The sequence below is a fragment of the Dyadobacter sp. CY343 genome (assembly GCF_021390335.1).
In the GTDB taxonomy this organism is placed as follows: domain Bacteria; phylum Bacteroidota; class Bacteroidia; order Cytophagales; family Spirosomataceae; genus Dyadobacter.
On the sequence record NZ_JAJUXK010000004.1, the window covers coordinates 665,567 to 682,417 of the forward strand.

Annotated in this window: 17 protein-coding genes; 10 read left to right on the top strand and 7 right to left on the bottom strand. The window is 45.3% G+C overall.

The window, feature by feature from the left end:
• The first annotated feature begins 37 nt into the window (after positions 1 to 37).
• Together LZG94_RS14760 and LZG94_RS14765 are read left to right on the top strand one after the other, a co-directional pair.
• On the top strand, positions 38 to 1,216 hold the full coding sequence (locus LZG94_RS14760) for a sorbosone dehydrogenase family protein (RefSeq protein WP_233792633.1): 1,179 nt from the start codon (positions 38 to 40) through the stop codon (positions 1,214 to 1,216).
• Between the two features lie 14 nt (positions 1,217 to 1,230).
• A complete protein-coding gene (locus LZG94_RS14765; RefSeq protein WP_255700674.1) occupies positions 1,231 to 2,481 on the top strand; it encodes a saccharopine dehydrogenase family protein in 1,251 nt (416 codons plus the stop codon).
• A gap of 118 nt (positions 2,482 to 2,599) precedes the next feature.
• Here the strand turns inward: LZG94_RS14765 and folB are convergent, their stop codons facing one another.
• The 3 genes from folB to LZG94_RS14780 form a co-directional block, all read right to left on the bottom strand.
• Positions 2,600 to 2,950, bottom strand: a complete 351-nt coding sequence (gene folB / locus LZG94_RS14770; RefSeq protein WP_233792635.1) for a dihydroneopterin aldolase — start codon at positions 2,948 to 2,950, stop codon at positions 2,600 to 2,602.
• Between the two features lie 6 nt (positions 2,951 to 2,956).
• A complete protein-coding gene (locus LZG94_RS14775; RefSeq protein WP_233792636.1) occupies positions 2,957 to 4,048 on the bottom strand; it encodes a DivIVA domain-containing protein in 1,092 nt (363 codons plus the stop codon).
• A 103-nt stretch (positions 4,049 to 4,151) separates the two neighbouring features.
• Positions 4,152 to 5,054: a WD40 repeat domain-containing protein gene (locus tag LZG94_RS14780; protein WP_233792637.1), complete on the bottom strand. Its 903-nt coding sequence runs from the start codon at positions 5,052 to 5,054 to the stop codon at positions 4,152 to 4,154.
• Between the two features lie 54 nt (positions 5,055 to 5,108).
• On the opposite strand from LZG94_RS14780, the gene LZG94_RS14785 reads away from it, so the two are divergent.
• On the top strand, positions 5,109 to 5,738 hold the full coding sequence (locus LZG94_RS14785; RefSeq protein ID WP_233792638.1) for a 4'-phosphopantetheinyl transferase superfamily protein: 630 nt from the start codon (positions 5,109 to 5,111) through the stop codon (positions 5,736 to 5,738).
• A 1-nt stretch (position 5,739) separates the two neighbouring features.
• On the opposite strand, the gene LZG94_RS14790 is transcribed toward LZG94_RS14785, so the two are convergent.
• On the bottom strand, positions 5,740 to 6,588 hold the full coding sequence (locus tag LZG94_RS14790; protein WP_233792639.1) for a transglutaminase-like domain-containing protein: 849 nt from the start codon (positions 6,586 to 6,588) through the stop codon (positions 5,740 to 5,742).
• Between the two features lie 213 nt (positions 6,589 to 6,801).
• Between LZG94_RS14790 and galE the strand changes: the two genes are divergently transcribed.
• The 7 genes from galE (at position 6,802) to LZG94_RS14825 (ending at position 13,908) form a co-directional block, all read left to right on the top strand.
• Positions 6,802 to 7,818, top strand: coding sequence for a UDP-glucose 4-epimerase GalE (galE, locus tag LZG94_RS14795; protein ID WP_233792640.1), 1,017 nt, complete (start codon positions 6,802 to 6,804; stop codon positions 7,816 to 7,818).
• Positions 7,819 to 8,874: a dTDP-glucose 4,6-dehydratase gene (gene rfbB, locus LZG94_RS14800; protein ID WP_233792641.1), complete on the top strand. Its 1,056-nt coding sequence runs from the start codon at positions 7,819 to 7,821 to the stop codon at positions 8,872 to 8,874.
• A 62-nt stretch (positions 8,875 to 8,936) separates the two neighbouring features.
• The gene (rfbA, locus tag LZG94_RS14805) at positions 8,937 to 9,803 is read left to right on the top strand and encodes a glucose-1-phosphate thymidylyltransferase RfbA (protein ID WP_233792642.1); all 867 of its coding nucleotides are present in this window, start codon (positions 8,937 to 8,939) and stop codon (positions 9,801 to 9,803) included.
• Between the two features lie 34 nt (positions 9,804 to 9,837).
• A complete protein-coding gene (locus LZG94_RS14810; RefSeq protein WP_233792643.1) occupies positions 9,838 to 10,479 on the top strand; it encodes an O-methyltransferase in 642 nt (213 codons plus the stop codon).
• 30 nt (positions 10,480 to 10,509) lie between these two features.
• Positions 10,510 to 12,993, top strand: a complete 2,484-nt coding sequence (locus LZG94_RS14815; RefSeq protein WP_233792644.1) for a LysM peptidoglycan-binding domain-containing protein — start codon at positions 10,510 to 10,512, stop codon at positions 12,991 to 12,993.
• Positions 12,994 to 12,998: 5 nt separating this feature from the next.
• Entirely contained in the window at positions 12,999 to 13,589 is a 591-nt protein-coding gene (locus LZG94_RS14820) for a DUF3109 family protein (protein ID WP_233792645.1), read from the top strand.
• Positions 13,576 to 13,908, top strand: a complete 333-nt coding sequence (locus tag LZG94_RS14825) for an MGMT family protein (protein WP_233792646.1) — start codon at positions 13,576 to 13,578, stop codon at positions 13,906 to 13,908. The genes LZG94_RS14820 and LZG94_RS14825 overlap by 14 nt, the downstream gene beginning before the upstream one ends.
• A 55-nt stretch (positions 13,909 to 13,963) precedes the next feature.
• Here LZG94_RS14825 and LZG94_RS14830 read toward each other — a convergent pair whose 3' ends face one another.
• The 3 genes from LZG94_RS14830 to LZG94_RS14840 all read right to left on the bottom strand — a co-directional run bounded on the left by LZG94_RS14830 (position 13,964) and on the right by LZG94_RS14840 (position 16,838).
• Positions 13,964 to 14,359, bottom strand: coding sequence for a hypothetical protein (locus LZG94_RS14830; RefSeq protein ID WP_215234673.1), 396 nt, complete (start codon positions 14,357 to 14,359; stop codon positions 13,964 to 13,966).
• Positions 14,360 to 14,598: 239 nt separating this feature from the next.
• Entirely contained in the window at positions 14,599 to 15,177 is a 579-nt protein-coding gene (locus tag LZG94_RS14835) for a hypothetical protein (protein ID WP_233792647.1), read from the bottom strand.
• A 185-nt stretch (positions 15,178 to 15,362) separates the two neighbouring features.
• On the bottom strand, positions 15,363 to 16,838 hold the full coding sequence (locus LZG94_RS14840) for a sodium:solute symporter (RefSeq protein ID WP_233792648.1): 1,476 nt from the start codon (positions 16,836 to 16,838) through the stop codon (positions 15,363 to 15,365).
• Positions 16,839 to 16,851 lie beyond the last annotated feature (13 nt).

A 16,851-nucleotide genomic window follows, 5' to 3' on the forward strand; every position in this document is an offset into this window, starting at 1 on the left:
CGTGACGTTGACTTAACAAACTTCAACGTCACGAACTATGAAACTTCACCTCACCTACGGCTTCTCGCTGGCTTTTCTCATTCTTGCGTGTTCTTCCAAAGACACTGATATTTCAGAAGTGCCCGAAATACCTGCTGACGGTATTACCTCAGCCGAAGCTTTTCCTTCACTCAAATTTGATTCTCCTGTCGAGCTCGTGCAGGCTCCCGGCGATAGTACGAGATTTTATGTAATAGAACAGGAAGGCACGATCCGGACTTTCCCCAATACCTCTAATGTACCCAGCGCGCCCGTTTTTCTGGATATCACAAGCAAAGTAACTTCCGGCGGTGAACGTGGTTTGCTCGGTCTGGCTTTTCATCCGGATTATAAAACAAACGGTTTTGTATTCGTCAATTATACGACTGGCAATCCATTGAAGACCGTGATTGCACGTTACAAAGCGAATCCTGCTAATAACCAGGCTGATCCTGCCAGTGAGGTAGTACTATTTACTTTTAACCAGCCTTACAGCAATCACAATGGCGGCTCGATACAATTTGGCAAAGACGGATTTCTCTATATCGCGACAGGAGACGGTGGTAGCGGCGGCGACCCGCAGAACAATGCACAAAACCTCCAAAGTCTTCTTGGTAAAATATTGAGGGTAGATGTAAATGCCACTACGAAAGGCAATTATGGCATTCCGGCTGATAATCCCTTTGTCTCAAATGCACAGAATGCGCTTCCTGAAATTTATGCTTACGGATTAAGAAATCCCTGGCGGATCAGTTTTGACATGGAAAATACAAGACTTTTTGCAGGCGACGTCGGGCAAAATGAGAGGGAGGAAATTGATCTTATCGTCAAAGGCGGCAACTACGGCTGGCGGGTCAAAGAGGGTACTGAATGCTTTAATCCTGCTTCCAACTGCGCCGGAGAAAATCTGATCGAGCCTATTCATGATTATGTGCAGGGCAATGGAGATCGTTCTATTACAGGCGGTTATGTGTATCGAGGAAAAGCAATCGAGAGCCTGGCAGGTAAATATATTTATGGTGATTACGTAAGCGGCAAGATCTGGGCGCTTGAAATGGAGGGAGATACGAAAAAGGGGAACACACTTATTCTGGAAAATCAGGGTTCGATCTCTTCTTTCGGGCAGGATTTAAATGGAGAAGTGTATTTTCTGAATTACAGCGACGGGAAAGTAATGAAGCTGATCAATGCAAAATAAGTTGAAAAACTGCCCTGTCATTTTATCTTTGCCGGAAATTTAAAAATATAGAAATGTCCAAAGTCCTAATAATTGGTGCGGGAGGTGTAGGTAGTGTAGTGGCGCACAAATGTGCGATGAACAGCCAGGTTTTCACTGAGATTTTACTGGCCAGCCGCACGAAAGCGAAATGCGATAAAATTGCTGCCGAAATTCAGGAAATGCACGGCGTAACCATTCAAACTGCGCAGGTTGATGCTGATATCGTCGCTGAAACCGTGCTTCTGATCAAACGCTTCCAGCCGAAACTCCTTATCAATGTGGCGCTGCCCTACCAGGATCTCACGATCATGGAAGCTTGTCTGGCAACCGGCGTGCACTATTTGGATACAGCCAATTATGAACCGAAAGATGTTGCCAAATTTGAATACAGCTGGCAATGGGCTTACCAGGAGCGTTTCAAAGAAGCGGGACTAATGGCAGTTTTAGGTTGCGGTTTCGATCCGGGTGTGACCCAGGTTTTCACTGCCTATGCCAACAAGCATCATTTCGATGAAATGCATTACCTGGACATTATCGACTGTAATGCAGGAGATCACGGAAAAGCATTTGCTACCAACTTCAACCCCGAGATCAACATCCGCGAGATCACGCAGCCGGGCAGATACTGGGAAAATGGCGAGTGGATCGAAATTCCTGCAATGTCTATTCACAAGCCTATTGAATATCCCGGAATCGGACCAAAAGAAAGCTATGTGCTTTATCACGAAGAATTGGAATCTTTGGTAAAAAACTTCCCTACCCTGAAACGCGCACGTTTCTGGATGACTTTCGGACAAGCTTACATAACCCATTTGAACGTGCTCGAAAATGTAGGTATGACGAGCATCAAGCCGATCAAATTCCAGGGAATGGACATTGTGCCGCTTGAATTTTTGAAAGCAGTACTGCCTGCTCCTGATTCTTTGGGAGAAAATTATTCTGGACAAACTTCTATCGGCTGCCAGATCAAAGGAATCGAAGATGGTGAAGAGAAAACATATTACGTGTGGAATAACTGCGACCACGCTGAATGTTACCGCGAAGTACGTGCGCAGGCTGTAAGTTACACCACCGGCGTTCCTGCCATGATCGGCGCGATGTTAATGTTGACAAACGAAGAATGGATGAAGCCGGGCGTTTATAATGTAGAAGAATTGAATCCGGATCCATTTATGGATTTGCTTAACCAGCACGGGTTACCGTGGAACGAGCGGATTAACGTGACGTTGCCGCACGAATATTAATATAAATGCAAAACGCGGCTCAAAGGCCGCGTTTCGCATTTATACTCTTTTTTTGTCACCCTGAGCGCAGTCGAAGGGACATGCTGCATGCCCCTTCGACTGCGCTCAGGGTGACAAATCAGCCTTCCATTGTAATCACTGCCCTGGTACAAACCCCTCCTACCGGCGGATTGAACTTGGAAACCCGCACAGTGATATTAGCTACCAGCGGGTATTTCTCCCGAATTTTCTCAATGACATTAAAACCAATATGTTCCAGCAGCTTTGCCGGTTCTTTCATGACGATCGAAGCGATCTGGTAAATTGTTTCGTAATTAACCGTCTCACTTAATTTATCTTCCTGCGCAGCTTTAAAGAAATCGGTCGCAATCGTAATATCTAACGCGTATTTGTTGCCGATTCTCTGTTCCTCGGGATAATACCCGTGGTAAGCAAAAAATTCAAGTCCTTCCAGGCTGATTGTTCCCAAGGTGGATTAGATTTGATCAAAGAATGAACCACCGCCGCCTGTTTTCTTAGGCTGATTTGTTTCCCGTGGCCTGTTAATAGCGGGCGCAGCCTCTCTTGGTGCATTATCGCGGGTCGCGTTCTCCCGGTTTGCATTGTCCCTCGCAGCATTATCTCTCGCTTTCTCGGCGGATTTATGCATTTCAGCAAGCGCCTCATTCGCTTCGTCAGCGGCACTTCTTGCGCTTTCCCTTGGCCTGTTATAGGCTATTTCTTCTCTTACCGGTTCCGGTTCTTCAATCGCACTCAGTTCTTCTTCTTCAAACTGGGCCTCCGGAATGAGTTCAGCCTCTTCGAGTTCAATCTCCGCTGCCGGCTCAGGTTCTTCTACAAAAACTTCTCTTTCATTGGCCACTTCAAAAACCACGTCCGGCTTGTCGTCGTGCATTACTACATTCACTTCTGCATCCGCCTCGTCTTCCTGCTGATCCACTTCCAGCTCAACCGGTTTAGCCGCGATCGGGAAGGACTGTTTCTTAGGAATTTCAATCTCCGAGATATGTTGTTTGATCTGTTCCATTTTGTTCAGAACCGATTCCTTATCGTACTTCTGCTCAAAACGTTCGACAGTATCAATCGTATTATTGGCAAGTGAACTCAGCTGTACAATGAGGTTGTCCCTGAAATTTTCGATGGCCTTGAAATCGCGTTCCTGTCTCTTCACTTCCGACGCAAAATCCTCTTTAAACTGGCGTAATTTATCCTCTGTTTCCTGGATAATCTGGTTCGTTCTTGTCTCCGCTTCGGTTACCAGATCATTGGCCGTTGTCTTGGATTCTTCAATGCGTTTTTCCGCGAGTTCGTTGGCTTCTTTTTCGATCAGCCTGCTGGTATCCTCGGCAGCTTTAAGTGTGCGGAATAGCGTGGATTCAATGTCTTTTAGCTTACTAAGTTCCTTTTCAGCATATTCAAGCTGCATTTTCAGCAGACTATTTTCGCTAGAAAACCGCTCCCATTCCTGAGACAAAGAGTTCAGGAAAGCATCTACTTCGTCCGGGTCGTAACCTCTGAAAATCTTCTCAAAAGTATGCTTGCGTATCTCTATCGCGGATATTTTCATGATGCGTTCAAAGTATGTTACTTAGATAAAAACAGTCGTGTAAGTTAAAGATATATGCGTCATTTTTCAAAGTATTTACCAATAATACCATATTATAAGTATGCTATTCTGCTACTTCCCAGACCGAAATCATACGGTCGTCACTGCATGATATTAACTGGTTTTCAAAGGTTGTCCAGAGGAGTTTATTGACCGAAGTTCCATGCCCGGCATGACGCGCCCGGTCGATGATTTTTTTCAGTTTGAAAGTCGCAGCGTCCCAGACTTTTACGGACTTATCCATGCTGCAAGTGGCAAATAATTGGCGGTCGGGACTGAATGCAATATCGTTGATCGCATACATGTGCGCAGGGATGTCGGCGACGATCCCGTATGCATCATTTACATCCCAGATTTTCAGGTGCGCGTCGCGGCCAGTTGTGAATAGGTGATTGAAGTCCGGTGAATACTTAACGGAAAAGACGGAGTTAGCATGTGAAGTAATTGTCTTTTTTAAAGTAAATCCATCCAGATCGAAAATATGAACGTTGGAATCACTGTCGCCTGTCGCGAATTCATTTGTCACGGGATTAATCGCGATCGACCGCACACTTTTAGCCGAAACTTTAAGATGCTTGCGGATTGAAAAAGTAACAAGATCCATCACGACGATCACACCGTCGCCAAGAGCGATCAATGCATTATCACCAAATATCTGAATATCAAATATCGCCGCAGCCGTTATTTTTGACGTTTTCTCTACCTTATTATTTACAGTATCCAATACCTGGATACCCTCGTAATTCTGTCCGATCCAGAGCGTCTGGTCAGCCGGATTCAGCGCAAGCGCGTATACGGAAGCCCCGGCGCGGGCGACCAGTTTTCCAAGATCTGGCTTATTTAAATCCCACTGAATAACATAACCATCGCCTCCGGACGAGTAGAAACCGTGAGAAGTGTGGTCTGAAATAATTGTAAATACACTATCCCGATGACCGGAAAAAGTATCTACTTTGCGAATGTTCATCCTGATAATCGGATAGCGTTAAGTAGTCAAAAATAGGAATTAAACAGAATAACTATGCCGCTCGTTCATTCCGAGAGGATCGGGGAAACTTGCACCCTGCTATTGTGGAAACTGACCGAAACGGAATCGGAGCTGCGTGAGACCCTGGGCAACGGGTTCAACGCGGAGGAGCTGAGCAACATTTCGCACCCTCAAAAGATCCGCGAATGGCTGGCCAGCAGAATGCTGATCAAGGTACTGGTCGAACAGTTTGGTATTACTTATGCCGGTTTGCACAAAGACCAGCACGGAAAAGCATTCCTGATTAACAACGACTCGCACATTTCCATTACCCACACTTTCGAATATGTGGCCGTGGCGATCAATCCGTTTGCGGCAGTGGGGATTGATATGGAAAAGAGTGATCCCAAACTCCAACGAACTGCGAACAAGTACCTGTCCCCGAGTGAATTTGAGCACGCAAACGACAAGCTGCCCAACCTGAGCATTTACTGGTGCGCCAAAGAAGCGCTTTATAAAATGTACGGGAAGAAAAAGATCAGCTTCAAGGATTCCATTTACATTCATCCTTTTTCTGTCGATAACGAAATAGTGAGCGGAAAGCTGACCGACGAAGACCTGATCCTGGATTCAAGGATTCACGTGAGATGGTTCGACGGACATTGTCTCGCGATTGCCCTCTGACTTAGTTGTCGTCCATCTCGTCGAGCGTCGATTTCAGGATTTTCTCAATTTCCCGGATCTTATCCTGCTCGCTCGTTTTTTCGTACGATAATATCAGATTACGCAGTACGCGCTGCACGATTTCAAGGTTGGTGCAGGGCTGGTAAAATATCTCTTTCGACTTGATATTCAACTGTGCGATGTAATGGTCGATATCAGTTTTCGAGAAAATAATACCTCTGTTGAATACATTAATATAGAACTGCGTATTGTCGTTTTTGTAGGTCAATACAAAAAGGTTGGGCAGATTAACTCCATAAACCGGCAGACCCAGCTTCCGGGCAACGAGCAGGTAGATCACGCAAAGTGTGATCGGGTTACCTCTCCGGCTTTCGAGCACAACATTGATCATCGAATTGGAAGGCGAATGGAAATTTTTGGTATTCGCCGCAAAATTCATCGTTCCAAAAAACAGACTGTTGATCCGTTTGATCTGATCCACCGCATTCATTTCCTCCTGAAACTGGATCCATATATCATAGTAAAGCTGCTCAATCGACGCTTTCAGCTTTTCAATGGATAGATCGGGATAATGGTATGTGGCGATGATCCATAATCCTTCCAGCAGATCGAGTGCGCCGCCGTTTTTCCAGGCCTGCAAACGCTCAATCATAATGCTTAATTGAAGCTCGTGGATCAGTTCTTCAATTTTCCGCTGCACAATGGGATTGAAACTTTCCTCCCATTCATTCTCCAAAAAAGGTATTACATTCCCCCCCAATGACAGAATTTTACCCTCAACGTGCTGACTCACTTCATGATCTTCATCATCAAGTAAGGATATCAGTGCTTTGATTTCTCTCTTGTTCATTTTCCTCAAATCTGCATTTAACTACCAACGGATAAATAAAAACATTTTTTTTTTATAGAAGTCAAATTTTCTACTTTTGCCCGGGAAAAAATTGCGCCTCCTTAAAGTCAGTTTTAATAGTTATCATACCCGAAATACCTTTTTGTTGTAAAATTTAAGGGATTTGGAAAGACATTCATTTCACGATATTTTTTAAAAAACTAGATTTTGGGCATGAAAATTCTTGTTACCGGGGGAGCTGGGTTCATAGGCTCTCACACTGTTGTCGAGTTGGACAAAGCAGGGTTTGAGCCCGTTATTATAGATAATCTGTACAATTCGAACCTCGGCGTTCTCGACGGGATCAAGCAGATCACCGGCAAGGATTTCCCTTTCTATGAAATGGACTGCAACGATTCCGAGAAAGTACGGGAGCTTTTTGCAAAAGAGAAATTCGACGGTGTGATTCATTTCGCAGCCTATAAAGCAGTAGGTGAATCGGTAGAGAAACCGCTTAATTATTACGAAAACAACCTCATTTCCCTGATGGTCCTATTGCGGGCGATGACGGAATTTAATGTACCTAATTTCGTATTCTCCTCTTCCTGCACCGTTTACGGTCAACCTGACGCAATTCCGGTAACCGAACAAACCCCAAGAAAGCCCGCCAATTCACCTTACGGAAACACAAAGGCGATTGGTGAAGATATTATCCGTGACTATATCTATGCCAAGCCCGGCGTAAAAGCAATATCCCTTCGTTACTTCAATCCGATCGGCGCCCACGAAAGCGCATTGATCGGCGAACTGCCAAATGGTGTTCCGAGCAATCTGGTACCTTATATTACGCAAACAGCCGCTGGCCTGCGCAAGTCGCTGACTGTATTCGGGAGCGACTACGATACACCGGACGGAACCTGCATCCGAGACTTCATTCACGTAGTAGACCTGGCCAAAGCGCACGTAAAAGCATTAGAACTGCTCGAATCGGAAAGCGGACCTGATTATTACGATGTTTTCAATGTGGGAACTGGTGAAGGCTACACGGTACTGCAACTGATCAACACCTTCGAGCAGGTAAATGGTGTGAAGCTCAATTATTCGATCGGGCCGCGCCGCGAGGGAGATGTGGAGAAGATTTACGCACAATCAGATAAAGTCAATAATGTAATGAAGTGGCGTGCCGAAAAAACCATGGCCGAAGCACTTCGCGATGCCTGGAAGTGGCAATTAAAAATAACAGCTCAATAAATGAAAAAGATCTTAATCACAGGCGGCGCCGGTTTTATCGGCTCTCACGTTGTACGCCGCTTCGTAACCTCCCATCCTGACTATCATATATTCAACCTCGATGCGCTGACTTACGCAGGCAATCTTGAAAACCTGCGGGATATTGAAAATGCGCCCAATTATACTTTTGTAAAAGGAGATATTGTTGACGCTGATTTTATTGAAAAACTTTTCAGCGAAAATGATTTCCACGGCGTAGTTCACCTTGCAGCCGAAAGCCACGTCGACCGGTCGATCTCAGACCCGATGTCGTTTGTGATGACGAATGTGGTAGGTACTGTTAATTTATTAAACTCTGCTAAAAAAGCTTGGAAAGATGATCTGGCGAGCCACCGTTTTTACCACGTATCAACGGATGAAGTTTACGGCGAACTGCACGATCCGGGTACATTTTTCACAGAAACAACCAGCTACGACCCGCGTTCACCTTATTCGGCTTCCAAAGCTTCTTCGGACCACTTTGTGCGGGCTTACCATAATACTTACAAGCTCCCTGTTGTAATTTCAAATTGCTCCAATAACTACGGCCCAAACCATTTCCCGGAGAAGCTGATTCCGCTGATGATCCACAATATCATTCAGAAAAAACCACTTCCTGTTTACGGAAAAGGTGAAAATATCAGGGACTGGCTTTTTGTTGAAGACCACGCAAGAGCAATCGACGTGATTTTCCATGACGGCGTAAATGGCGAAACCTACAATATCGGCGGCCACAACGAGTGGAAGAACATCGACCTGGTATTGCTGCTTTGCTCCATCATGGACGAAAAACTCGGCCGCGAAAAAGGTGAAACCGAAAAGCAGATCACATACGTAACCGACCGTGCAGGCCACGATCTGCGCTATGCGATCGATGCCACAAAACTTTCGAACGAACTGGGCTGGAAACCTTCCCTTCAATTTGCAGAAGGTCTGGAAAGAACGGTAGACTGGTATCTTCAAAATGAAGAATGGCTGGATAACGTAACCTCAGGTTCTTACCAGAAATACTATACCGAAATGTATTCGGACAGGTAGTTTCTGAACACGGGTTACTCGCCCAAAAAGATACTTCAACGTTTCACAACGAAAACAAACTTATGAAAGGCATTATATTGGCCGGCGGATCCGGAACCAGATTGCACCCATTAACATTGGCGGTTAGTAAGCAGCTTATGCCCGTTTACGACAAGCCGATGATCTATTATCCGCTTTCCATCTTAATGCTAGCGGGAATTCGGGAGATTCTGATCATTTCAACTCCTCACGATCTGCCCCATTTTGAAAAGTTGCTGGGTGACGGAAGCAGGCTCGGATGCGAATTCACTTACGCAGTACAGCCAAGCCCGGACGGACTTGCACAGGCATTTATCATTGGTGAAGAGTTTATAGGCAAAGAAAAGGTTGCTCTGATTTTAGGTGATAACATTTTTTACGGCTCAGGGCTTTCTCAGCTTCTTCAATCCAACAACGATCCCGACGGCGGCGTCATATTCGCTTATCAGGTACATGATCCTGAACGCTACGGTGTTGTGGAATTTGACAAATCAAATAATGTATTGTCAATCGAAGAAAAACCGGAAACACCGAAGTCAAACTACGCGGTACCGGGACTATATTTCTATGATAATGATGTAGTCGAGATCGCGAAAACGATACCGCCATCACCACGCGGAGAACTGGAAATCACAGACGTAAACCGGGTGTACCTGGAACGCGGCAAATTGAAGGTTGGCGTATTGAACAGAGGAACTGCGTGGCTAGATACCGGCACATTCCAATCTCTGATGCAAGCTGGTCAGTTTGTGCAGGTTATCGAAGAACGCCAGGGCTTAAAGGTGGGTTGCATTGAGGAGATCGCTTACAGAATGGGCTTTATTAATGCAGACCAGTTACGCGAAATAGCCAAGCCGCTCGTTAAAAGCGGGTATGGTACCTATCTTGAACGCATTGTTGCAAACGGCTGAAAACGCTGAATTTTGCATTTGTCCGGATAAATAAATGAAGTTTTTGGCAGAGGAAATAGAGGAGTATTCCGTGCGGCATACGGAAAATGAGAGTGAATTGCTGAGGTCTTTGAATCGGGAGACCCACGCCAACATTCTCAATCCTCGCATGCTCTCGGGACATTTACAGGGCCGGTTTTTATCCATGATTTCTAAAATGATCAGGCCTGACCGGATCCTGGAAATCGGAACTTACACGGGTTACTCGGCGCTGTGTCTCTGCGAAGGATTGCAACCCGGCGGCAAGATCACCACCATTGACATCAATGAGGAGCTCGAAACTTTTACCCGTAAATTTTTCGAAATCACTTCTTTTTCAGCTTCGATCGAATATATAATCGGGAATGCCCTGGACATACTTCCGGGGCTTCACGATACTTTTGACCTGGTATTCATCGATGCGGATAAAATTAATTATTCTTCTTATTTTGAGCTTTGTCTTGAAAAGGTCAGGAGCGGCGGTTTCATTATAGCCGACAATGTACTGTGGAGCGGAAAGGTTGTTCAGCCCGGTATTAAAATAGACAAAGACACCCAGGCGTTACTGGACTTTAACAAAATGGTCCACGAAGACAGCCGGGTTTCCAATATTCTGCTCCCAATCAGGGACGGTTTAATGATACTTCAGAAAATTTAAGCACACCAGTAAGCCAAGTACCAAACATTTATGGCCAGAACTTTCATTAATAACATCAAGTACTTAACAGGCGCATTGCTTCTGTCACTGACTGTAACAAACGCAGCTTTTGCGCAGACCCCCGAAATCCCAGCCAGCGTTTCATTTGGTGGTATAACCGTCAAGTTTGACAGAAATGCACAAAACCTGATCGAAGAGGATGTTAAGAGCCTGATGAGCAATAAGAAATTTTGGGAAGAAAAAATGGATCGGGCAATTCTCCACTTCCCTATTGTGGAAGGGATATTGATGGATGAAGAGGTACCTATTGACTTCAAATATCTGGCAGTTCAGGAAAGCTCATTCCGCCCGGATGTTATATCTACTTCAAATGCAGTGGGTTACTGGCAGTTTAAGCCAGAAACCGCACGTGAATTGAATCTGAGAGTGGATGATACGATCGACGAAAGAAAGAATATCAGCGCCTCGACGCACGCAGCGGCGTGGTACCTAAAAAAAAATAACCAGCAGTTCAATAACTGGGTCACAACACTTTACTCCTATTACCAAGGTGCGGGTGGTGTCAAAAAGATTATCCCTGCAAGCTGGGCTTATGCCCGGGAAGTGACGCTAACGTCTAAAACAGACCGGTATATGCTCCGCTTCTTTGCGCACAAAATTGCATTGGAAGCGGGTATTGAGCGCTACAAATCTGCCGGTGCGTATGTATTAATGGAGTCGGATTTCGGTAAAGGCAAAACGCTGGACGAAGTAGCGAGCTCACTGGGTATTCCTGCAATGGAATTAAAAAATTACAACAGGTGGCTGGCCGATGGCAAGATACCGTCAGATCGGGAGTATCTCCTGACTATCCCCGTTCCTACCGCTCAGGTAGCGGCTGTTCGTGAAAAGCTATCTTTGCCTCCACAACAAACTGCGGTGGCGTCTGTATATGAAGATACCGGCTATCCTGTACTGAAAAGAACATCGCCGCCTTCACAAAGTCCTGCATTGTATGAGATCAACGGGCTAAAAGGTATAGAGGCTACGCCAGGCTCCAAGCCAAAAACACTTGCAAAGGCAGGAGGAATGAGGGCACCGAAATTTATGCGGTACAATGATATGCAGGCTGAAATGCAGCTTATCCCCGGAAAAGTCTATTATCTGGCCCGCAAGCACAAAAAAGCATCCACCCCATTCCACACAGCGCGGCCCGGCGATACCTGGCACAGCGTATCACAGCAATATGGTTTGCGTTTGGTAAATCTTTTGAAATACAACCGCACGACCAGCCGCAATTATCCTATTGAAACGGGGCAGGTATTGTTCCTGACCAAAAAACGTCCAAAGAAACAGCCGATCGAAATTATCGCTCCGCCGCAAGCTACTCCTCCCGTGCAAAAGGATTCAGTGGTTGCTGTGGTTACGGAGAAAACGCCGGTTACTGCTGCTAATACAATTCCTGATAAACCATCAGGGCGAAAAAAATACACGCCGGTATTGGTTGAAAAAACAGAAACAGCTGCTCCTGCTGAAACCGCAACATCCGAGCCAGCCGCCTCCATTCCTGTACCTTCGGTAAGCGCAGCCGTACCTTCCGCCGCTGTCGGTGGATCAGCTGATGCTGCTAAAAAGCCAGCTATGCAGGAAAATGACGAGCGGGTTGTGATCATTACGCAAGACACCGAGGATACTTCCTTTAAATCAGTTGAAGAAGAGCGGCCGGTCGCAAAGCCAGGTTCGCCTTCGAAAGTGATCACACCAAATGAAACCCGCAGTACTGCTCCTTCAACCTCGGTATATGCGCGCCAACGGGCGGCTGCCGAAGAAAGAGCTGCAAGGGAACGAGCTGCCGGCACTTCATCTTCCGAAGTGAGTACAAGTGCTCAAACACATACAGTTGTGTCAGGCGATACCTATTTTGGAATAGCCAGTAAATACAATTTATCATTGAGAGAACTTCTGGAATTGAACAACAGAAGCAGCCAGACACGCCTTTCGACCGGACAAAAATTGATTGTCAGCAAAGCAGGTCAGGAAAATGCGGCTGTTAGTGAGACAGTTGCGGCTAAAACTACTCCCGAAAAATCAGCTCCTGAAAAAATTGAAGTAACCCGCACGGCACCAGCCGAAACTTTCCGGACTCCCGAGGAGGTCAAAGAGCAAACAAGACGTTCGGTAAATCCTGAAAGTGAATTTCATATTGTTGAGGGCGGCCAAACGTTTTACAGCATTTCAAAAGCATATGGTCTTTCGGTGAAAGAGCTGCTGGAATTGAATAACCTCGGTAATTCTGACAGATTGAAGTCGGGGCAGCGCCTGAAAGTAAAGCGGGAAGCAGGTAACCCGTCGACTGACGAGCGGGTAAACCAGAGCATTAACAGGGGCGCTCGGACGCATACTGTTGCGGCGGGAGAAACGCTTTTCAGAATCGCGCAAACTTACCGCACCAATATTGAAGACATTAAGAAATTAAACAATATGTCCGGAAACAGTGTTATGGTCGGACAGAAGCTTAAAATACCTCAGCAGTAGGAAATATGATTTTAATTGATCACACCTGTATCAGTGATGATATCGAAGACCAGCTCTTTGTTTGCGATCTTGAAAAATGCAAAGGAGCTTGTTGTGTTGAAGGAGATTCGGGTGCTCCACTGGATGATGCAGAAGTAGCAATCCTGGATGAAATTTATCCGATGGTAGAACCCTATCTTTCGGAAGAAGGCAAAAAAGCTATCGCAGAACAAGGTACTTCCACCAAAGACTTCGACGGCGATTTCGTCACTCCTATTATTGACGGCCGCGAATGTGCTTATGCAATTTATGACCAAAGAGGCATTTTAAAATGCGGAATCGAGGCCGCATATCTTGACGGAAAAATTGGGTATAAAAAGCCGATTTCCTGCCACTTATATCCGATCAGAGTAACCAAATACGACGAATTTCACGCGCTTAACTATGACCGCTGGTCAATATGCAGCCCGGCCTGTGACTTGGGTAAGCAACTGGGTGTACCGGTTTATCAATTTTTGAAAGAGCCGCTGATCCGTGCTTATGGACCTGAATGGTATGGTGAGCTGAGCCGCGAAATCGACGAACGTCAGGACGCAAGGGCGAATGAAAAAGGATAATGCATTCTTCAACGATGTATATGACGTAGTTCGTCAGATTCCTGCCGGCCGCGCTACCTCCTATGGTGCGATTGCCAAATATCTAGGCAATAACAGAGGCGCCAGGATCGTAGGCTGGGCAATGGGCAGCAGCTACACCCACCAGGATATTCCGGCACATCGGGTGGTGAACAGCCAGGGCGAACTTAGCGCCAGGGCACTTTTTGAAACGCCTACAACCATGCAGGAAAGGCTCGAATGCGAGGGAGCTACCATCAAAAACCATAAGATCCAGAATTGGAAAGAATACTTCTGGGATCCTGAAAAGGAGTTATTATAAACGAAAAAATCCTGGCTGAGTAAGTCAGGATTTTTTCGTTCTGCAAAGATTTACATTACAGCAATGAGATCGTCTTTTCGCTGCTACTTTCTATCTGCACTTCTTTGATCAGTTTTTTGCTTTTGTTATGCATTTCAAAATAGTAAGTCCCGTCCTGCATTTCGTCGAGGTTGAATACTCTGCGGTATTTTGAGTTGCTGTCCTCGAATACTTCCGAGTAATATACATTTCCCACCTTGTCTTTCACAACTACCTTGATCCTGTCATTCGGGCTTTTGTTTACAGATAGTCTAACCTTATTAGTATCCGAAATTCTGTAAAGGCCAGCGTCGAAAGCTACTGCATTCGCTTCTTTTTCTTCGAGATTTTTCTTCTTGTCAGTTGTAAATGATGCAAGTGACAAAGTGAGCGCAATGGCGCAGAACAGGTTTGAGACGATTGAAATTTTCATGGCTAATAGCTATTTAAAGTTGGTACCATACATCTGCATGGTTGACCTCATACTAAAAAAGCACGTGCCACTTTTAAAAATTTCAACCCTCAGCCCGAAATTACTGCCTTGTAAATCGTTGTTTTACAGCATATTAAAATTAATTTCTGTAAATCAACCGCCATCTGCCAGCGGCCTCACGGATGTTCGGTACCGAACATTTAATTTAAAACCGAACGTTTCGAAAGGTTACAACAAACCTAGATTTTATTTTTGCCGCGGCTTTCGTTGGCAATCTTCTTGATCATTGGAAGCCGGCTTGCAGGTATCGGGTGTTTGTAATCCCAGAAGGCAGATACGCAGACAATTTTCCATTGTCCGTCGATCTTTTCAACCAGCCTTACCTCTTTGCTGTGGTGAAAGTTCTTTTCCTGTTTGTCGCTATTGAACTGATCCCAGGTCAGGTAAGCCACATCATCATCGAAAAATTTGAATTTCATATTCTTTCTCTCCACAAGCGGGTGACTCGAAACTGGCTCGGGATTGTCGGAAATGTACTTGCCTATCTGCTTATTGATATCATCCCAACCCACGTTTGAGTCGAAGGTACCATCGTCATTACTCCACGCCTGAAAGGCATAGTCCGTTTGCGCGTAGTTTGACTTCCATGCGTCGTAGTCTCTTGCAAAAAAAGATTTTGTTTCGTTTTCGATTACTTCGGTGATTGCTTTCTTATCCTTTTCCTGATTGGCTTCGCGGGCAGCTTCCTCTTCTTTGGCTTTGTCGGTGCAGGAGATGCACAACATTAATCCTGACAAAATGAATGACAGCGTTTTCATGATTTAAAAGTTTAGATTGTTAAAAATGACTCAACCCAATCTTTTCAATGTGACATCCATCAAATCACGCGCTCCATCAAATTACTATCATAAAGTTAATATTAATTTGAAGATAATCAAGAAAACGAGAGGATTTGTAACCGATAAAAGCTCCCTAGCCTATTAGTATTATTTAGCAGAAGTTATTATTTAACCGAAGTGTAAAGTTCAGGAGTGCCTCGTTTGGAATCGCGCAGCAACCAAAGACCAGTGAACGTAATGAGCCCGTTGATAATCAGCCTTTCAAAACCGAACTTGTAGCCGTTGAACCATTCTGCCGAGTGATCATTGATGATATAAGTCAATATCGGCGCGAGAATGCAGACTAGTGGTACCCAGCGATCTTTCACTGGTGTTTTCAGGAATGCTCCGAAGGCAAAAAGTCCGAGCAGCGGCCCATAGGTATAGCCTGCCAGATCGAAGACTGCGGTGATCACTTCCTTATTGTTGAGGCGGTTAAAAATCAAAATCACCAGATAGAATATCACTGAAAACATGATGTGGACCCAAAATTTGATCGTAGACCTTTTCTCCTCCGGTCTCTTTTCAATTTCCATAAAATCAATGCAAAAAGCGGTAGTCAATGCAGTGAGCGCGGAATCGGAGCTGGCGTAAGTGGCGGCCGTGATTCCAAGCAGGAATGTAATCCCGACAACCAGGCCAAGATGGTTTAAAGCCAGCATCGGGTAAAAATCGTCCGTTCTCGCAGTAGCCGGAATACCCTGCGCTTCTGCATATACGTAAAGCAGGGCACCGAGCGAGAGGAACAGGAAATTCACGATTACCAAAACCACTGTAAACCAGAACATATTCTTCTGCGCCTCGCCTATATTCTTGCAGGTAAGGTTCTTCTGCATTAGGTCCTGGTCAAGCCCGGTCATGACAATAGCTATAAATACGCCGGCAAAAAACTGTTTGAAGAAGTTCTTCGGATCATTGATATCCCAATAAAAAATGCGGGAATACTTACTGGTATCCACCGCAGTCCATATATCGCCTATTCCTTTGAGATTCAATTCTTTGGAAACTAAAACAATTGTTAGAATTACAGCTGTGATCAGGAAAAAGGTTTGAAGTGTGTCTGTGACGATGATCGTTTTCACCCCACCTTTAAAAGTATAGATCCAGATCAGGAAAATGGTGATCGCTACCGCAACTTCAAAGGGAACTCCAAGCGGCTTGAAAAGTGCCAGCTGCAAAACTTGCGCAGCTACATATAACCTTACTGCTGAGCCAATTGTGCGCGACAGAAGAAAAAATCCGGAGCCTGTTTTATAAGACCAGAAACCAAAACGCTGTTCGAGATAAGAATAGATGGAGATCAGATTGAGCCGGTAATAAAGCGGCATTAACACGGTACCAATCACCAGATAGCCCAGAATATAGCCGATAACTACCTGAAAATAGGAAAACTGAATATTAGCGACAGCCCCGGGAACTGAAACGAACGTTACCCCCGAAAGCGAAGTCCCGATCATCCCGAAAGCCACCAGGTACCAGGGCGACTGGCGATTTGCGGTAAAAAAAGTATTGGTATCCGCCCCCCTGGAAGTGTAGATCGACACTGTAATCAGCATTCCGAAATAGACAATCAGGATAACCAGCGAAATATAGGGATTCATCAAAAGGGGAGAT

What these genes read in the sequence shown, in the direction of transcription:
- LZG94_RS14815 (WP_233792644.1), top strand. Translation starts at nt 10,510, where the DNA reads ATGGCCAGAACTTTCATTAATAACATCAAGTACTTAACAGGCGCATTG.
- LZG94_RS14830 (WP_215234673.1), bottom strand. Translation starts at nt 14,359, where the DNA reads ATGAAAATTTCAATCGTCTCAAACCTGTTCTGCGCCATTGCGCTCACT.
- LZG94_RS14790 (WP_233792639.1), bottom strand. Translation starts at nt 6,588, where the DNA reads ATGAACAAGAGAGAAATCAAAGCACTGATATCCTTACTTGATGATGAA.
- LZG94_RS14785 (WP_233792638.1), top strand. Translation starts at nt 5,109, where the DNA reads ATGCCGCTCGTTCATTCCGAGAGGATCGGGGAAACTTGCACCCTGCTA.
- LZG94_RS14810 (WP_233792643.1), top strand. Translation starts at nt 9,838, where the DNA reads ATGAAGTTTTTGGCAGAGGAAATAGAGGAGTATTCCGTGCGGCATACG.
- LZG94_RS14760 (WP_233792633.1), top strand. Translation starts at nt 38, where the DNA reads ATGAAACTTCACCTCACCTACGGCTTCTCGCTGGCTTTTCTCATTCTT.
- galE (WP_233792640.1), top strand. Translation starts at nt 6,802, where the DNA reads ATGAAAATTCTTGTTACCGGGGGAGCTGGGTTCATAGGCTCTCACACT.
- LZG94_RS14780 (WP_233792637.1), bottom strand. Translation starts at nt 5,054, where the DNA reads ATGAACATTCGCAAAGTAGATACTTTTTCCGGTCATCGGGATAGTGTA.
- LZG94_RS14835 (WP_233792647.1), bottom strand. Translation starts at nt 15,177, where the DNA reads ATGAAAACGCTGTCATTCATTTTGTCAGGATTAATGTTGTGCATCTCC.
- rfbA (WP_233792642.1), top strand. Translation starts at nt 8,937, where the DNA reads ATGAAAGGCATTATATTGGCCGGCGGATCCGGAACCAGATTGCACCCA.
- LZG94_RS14775 (WP_233792636.1), bottom strand. Translation starts at nt 4,048, where the DNA reads ATGAAAATATCCGCGATAGAGATACGCAAGCATACTTTTGAGAAGATT.
- rfbB (WP_233792641.1), top strand. Translation starts at nt 7,819, where the DNA reads ATGAAAAAGATCTTAATCACAGGCGGCGCCGGTTTTATCGGCTCTCAC.
- LZG94_RS14840 (WP_233792648.1), bottom strand. Translation starts at nt 16,838, where the DNA reads ATGAATCCCTATATTTCGCTGGTTATCCTGATTGTCTATTTCGGAATG.
- LZG94_RS14820 (WP_233792645.1), top strand. Translation starts at nt 12,999, where the DNA reads ATGATTTTAATTGATCACACCTGTATCAGTGATGATATCGAAGACCAG.
- LZG94_RS14825 (WP_233792646.1), top strand. Translation starts at nt 13,576, where the DNA reads ATGAAAAAGGATAATGCATTCTTCAACGATGTATATGACGTAGTTCGT.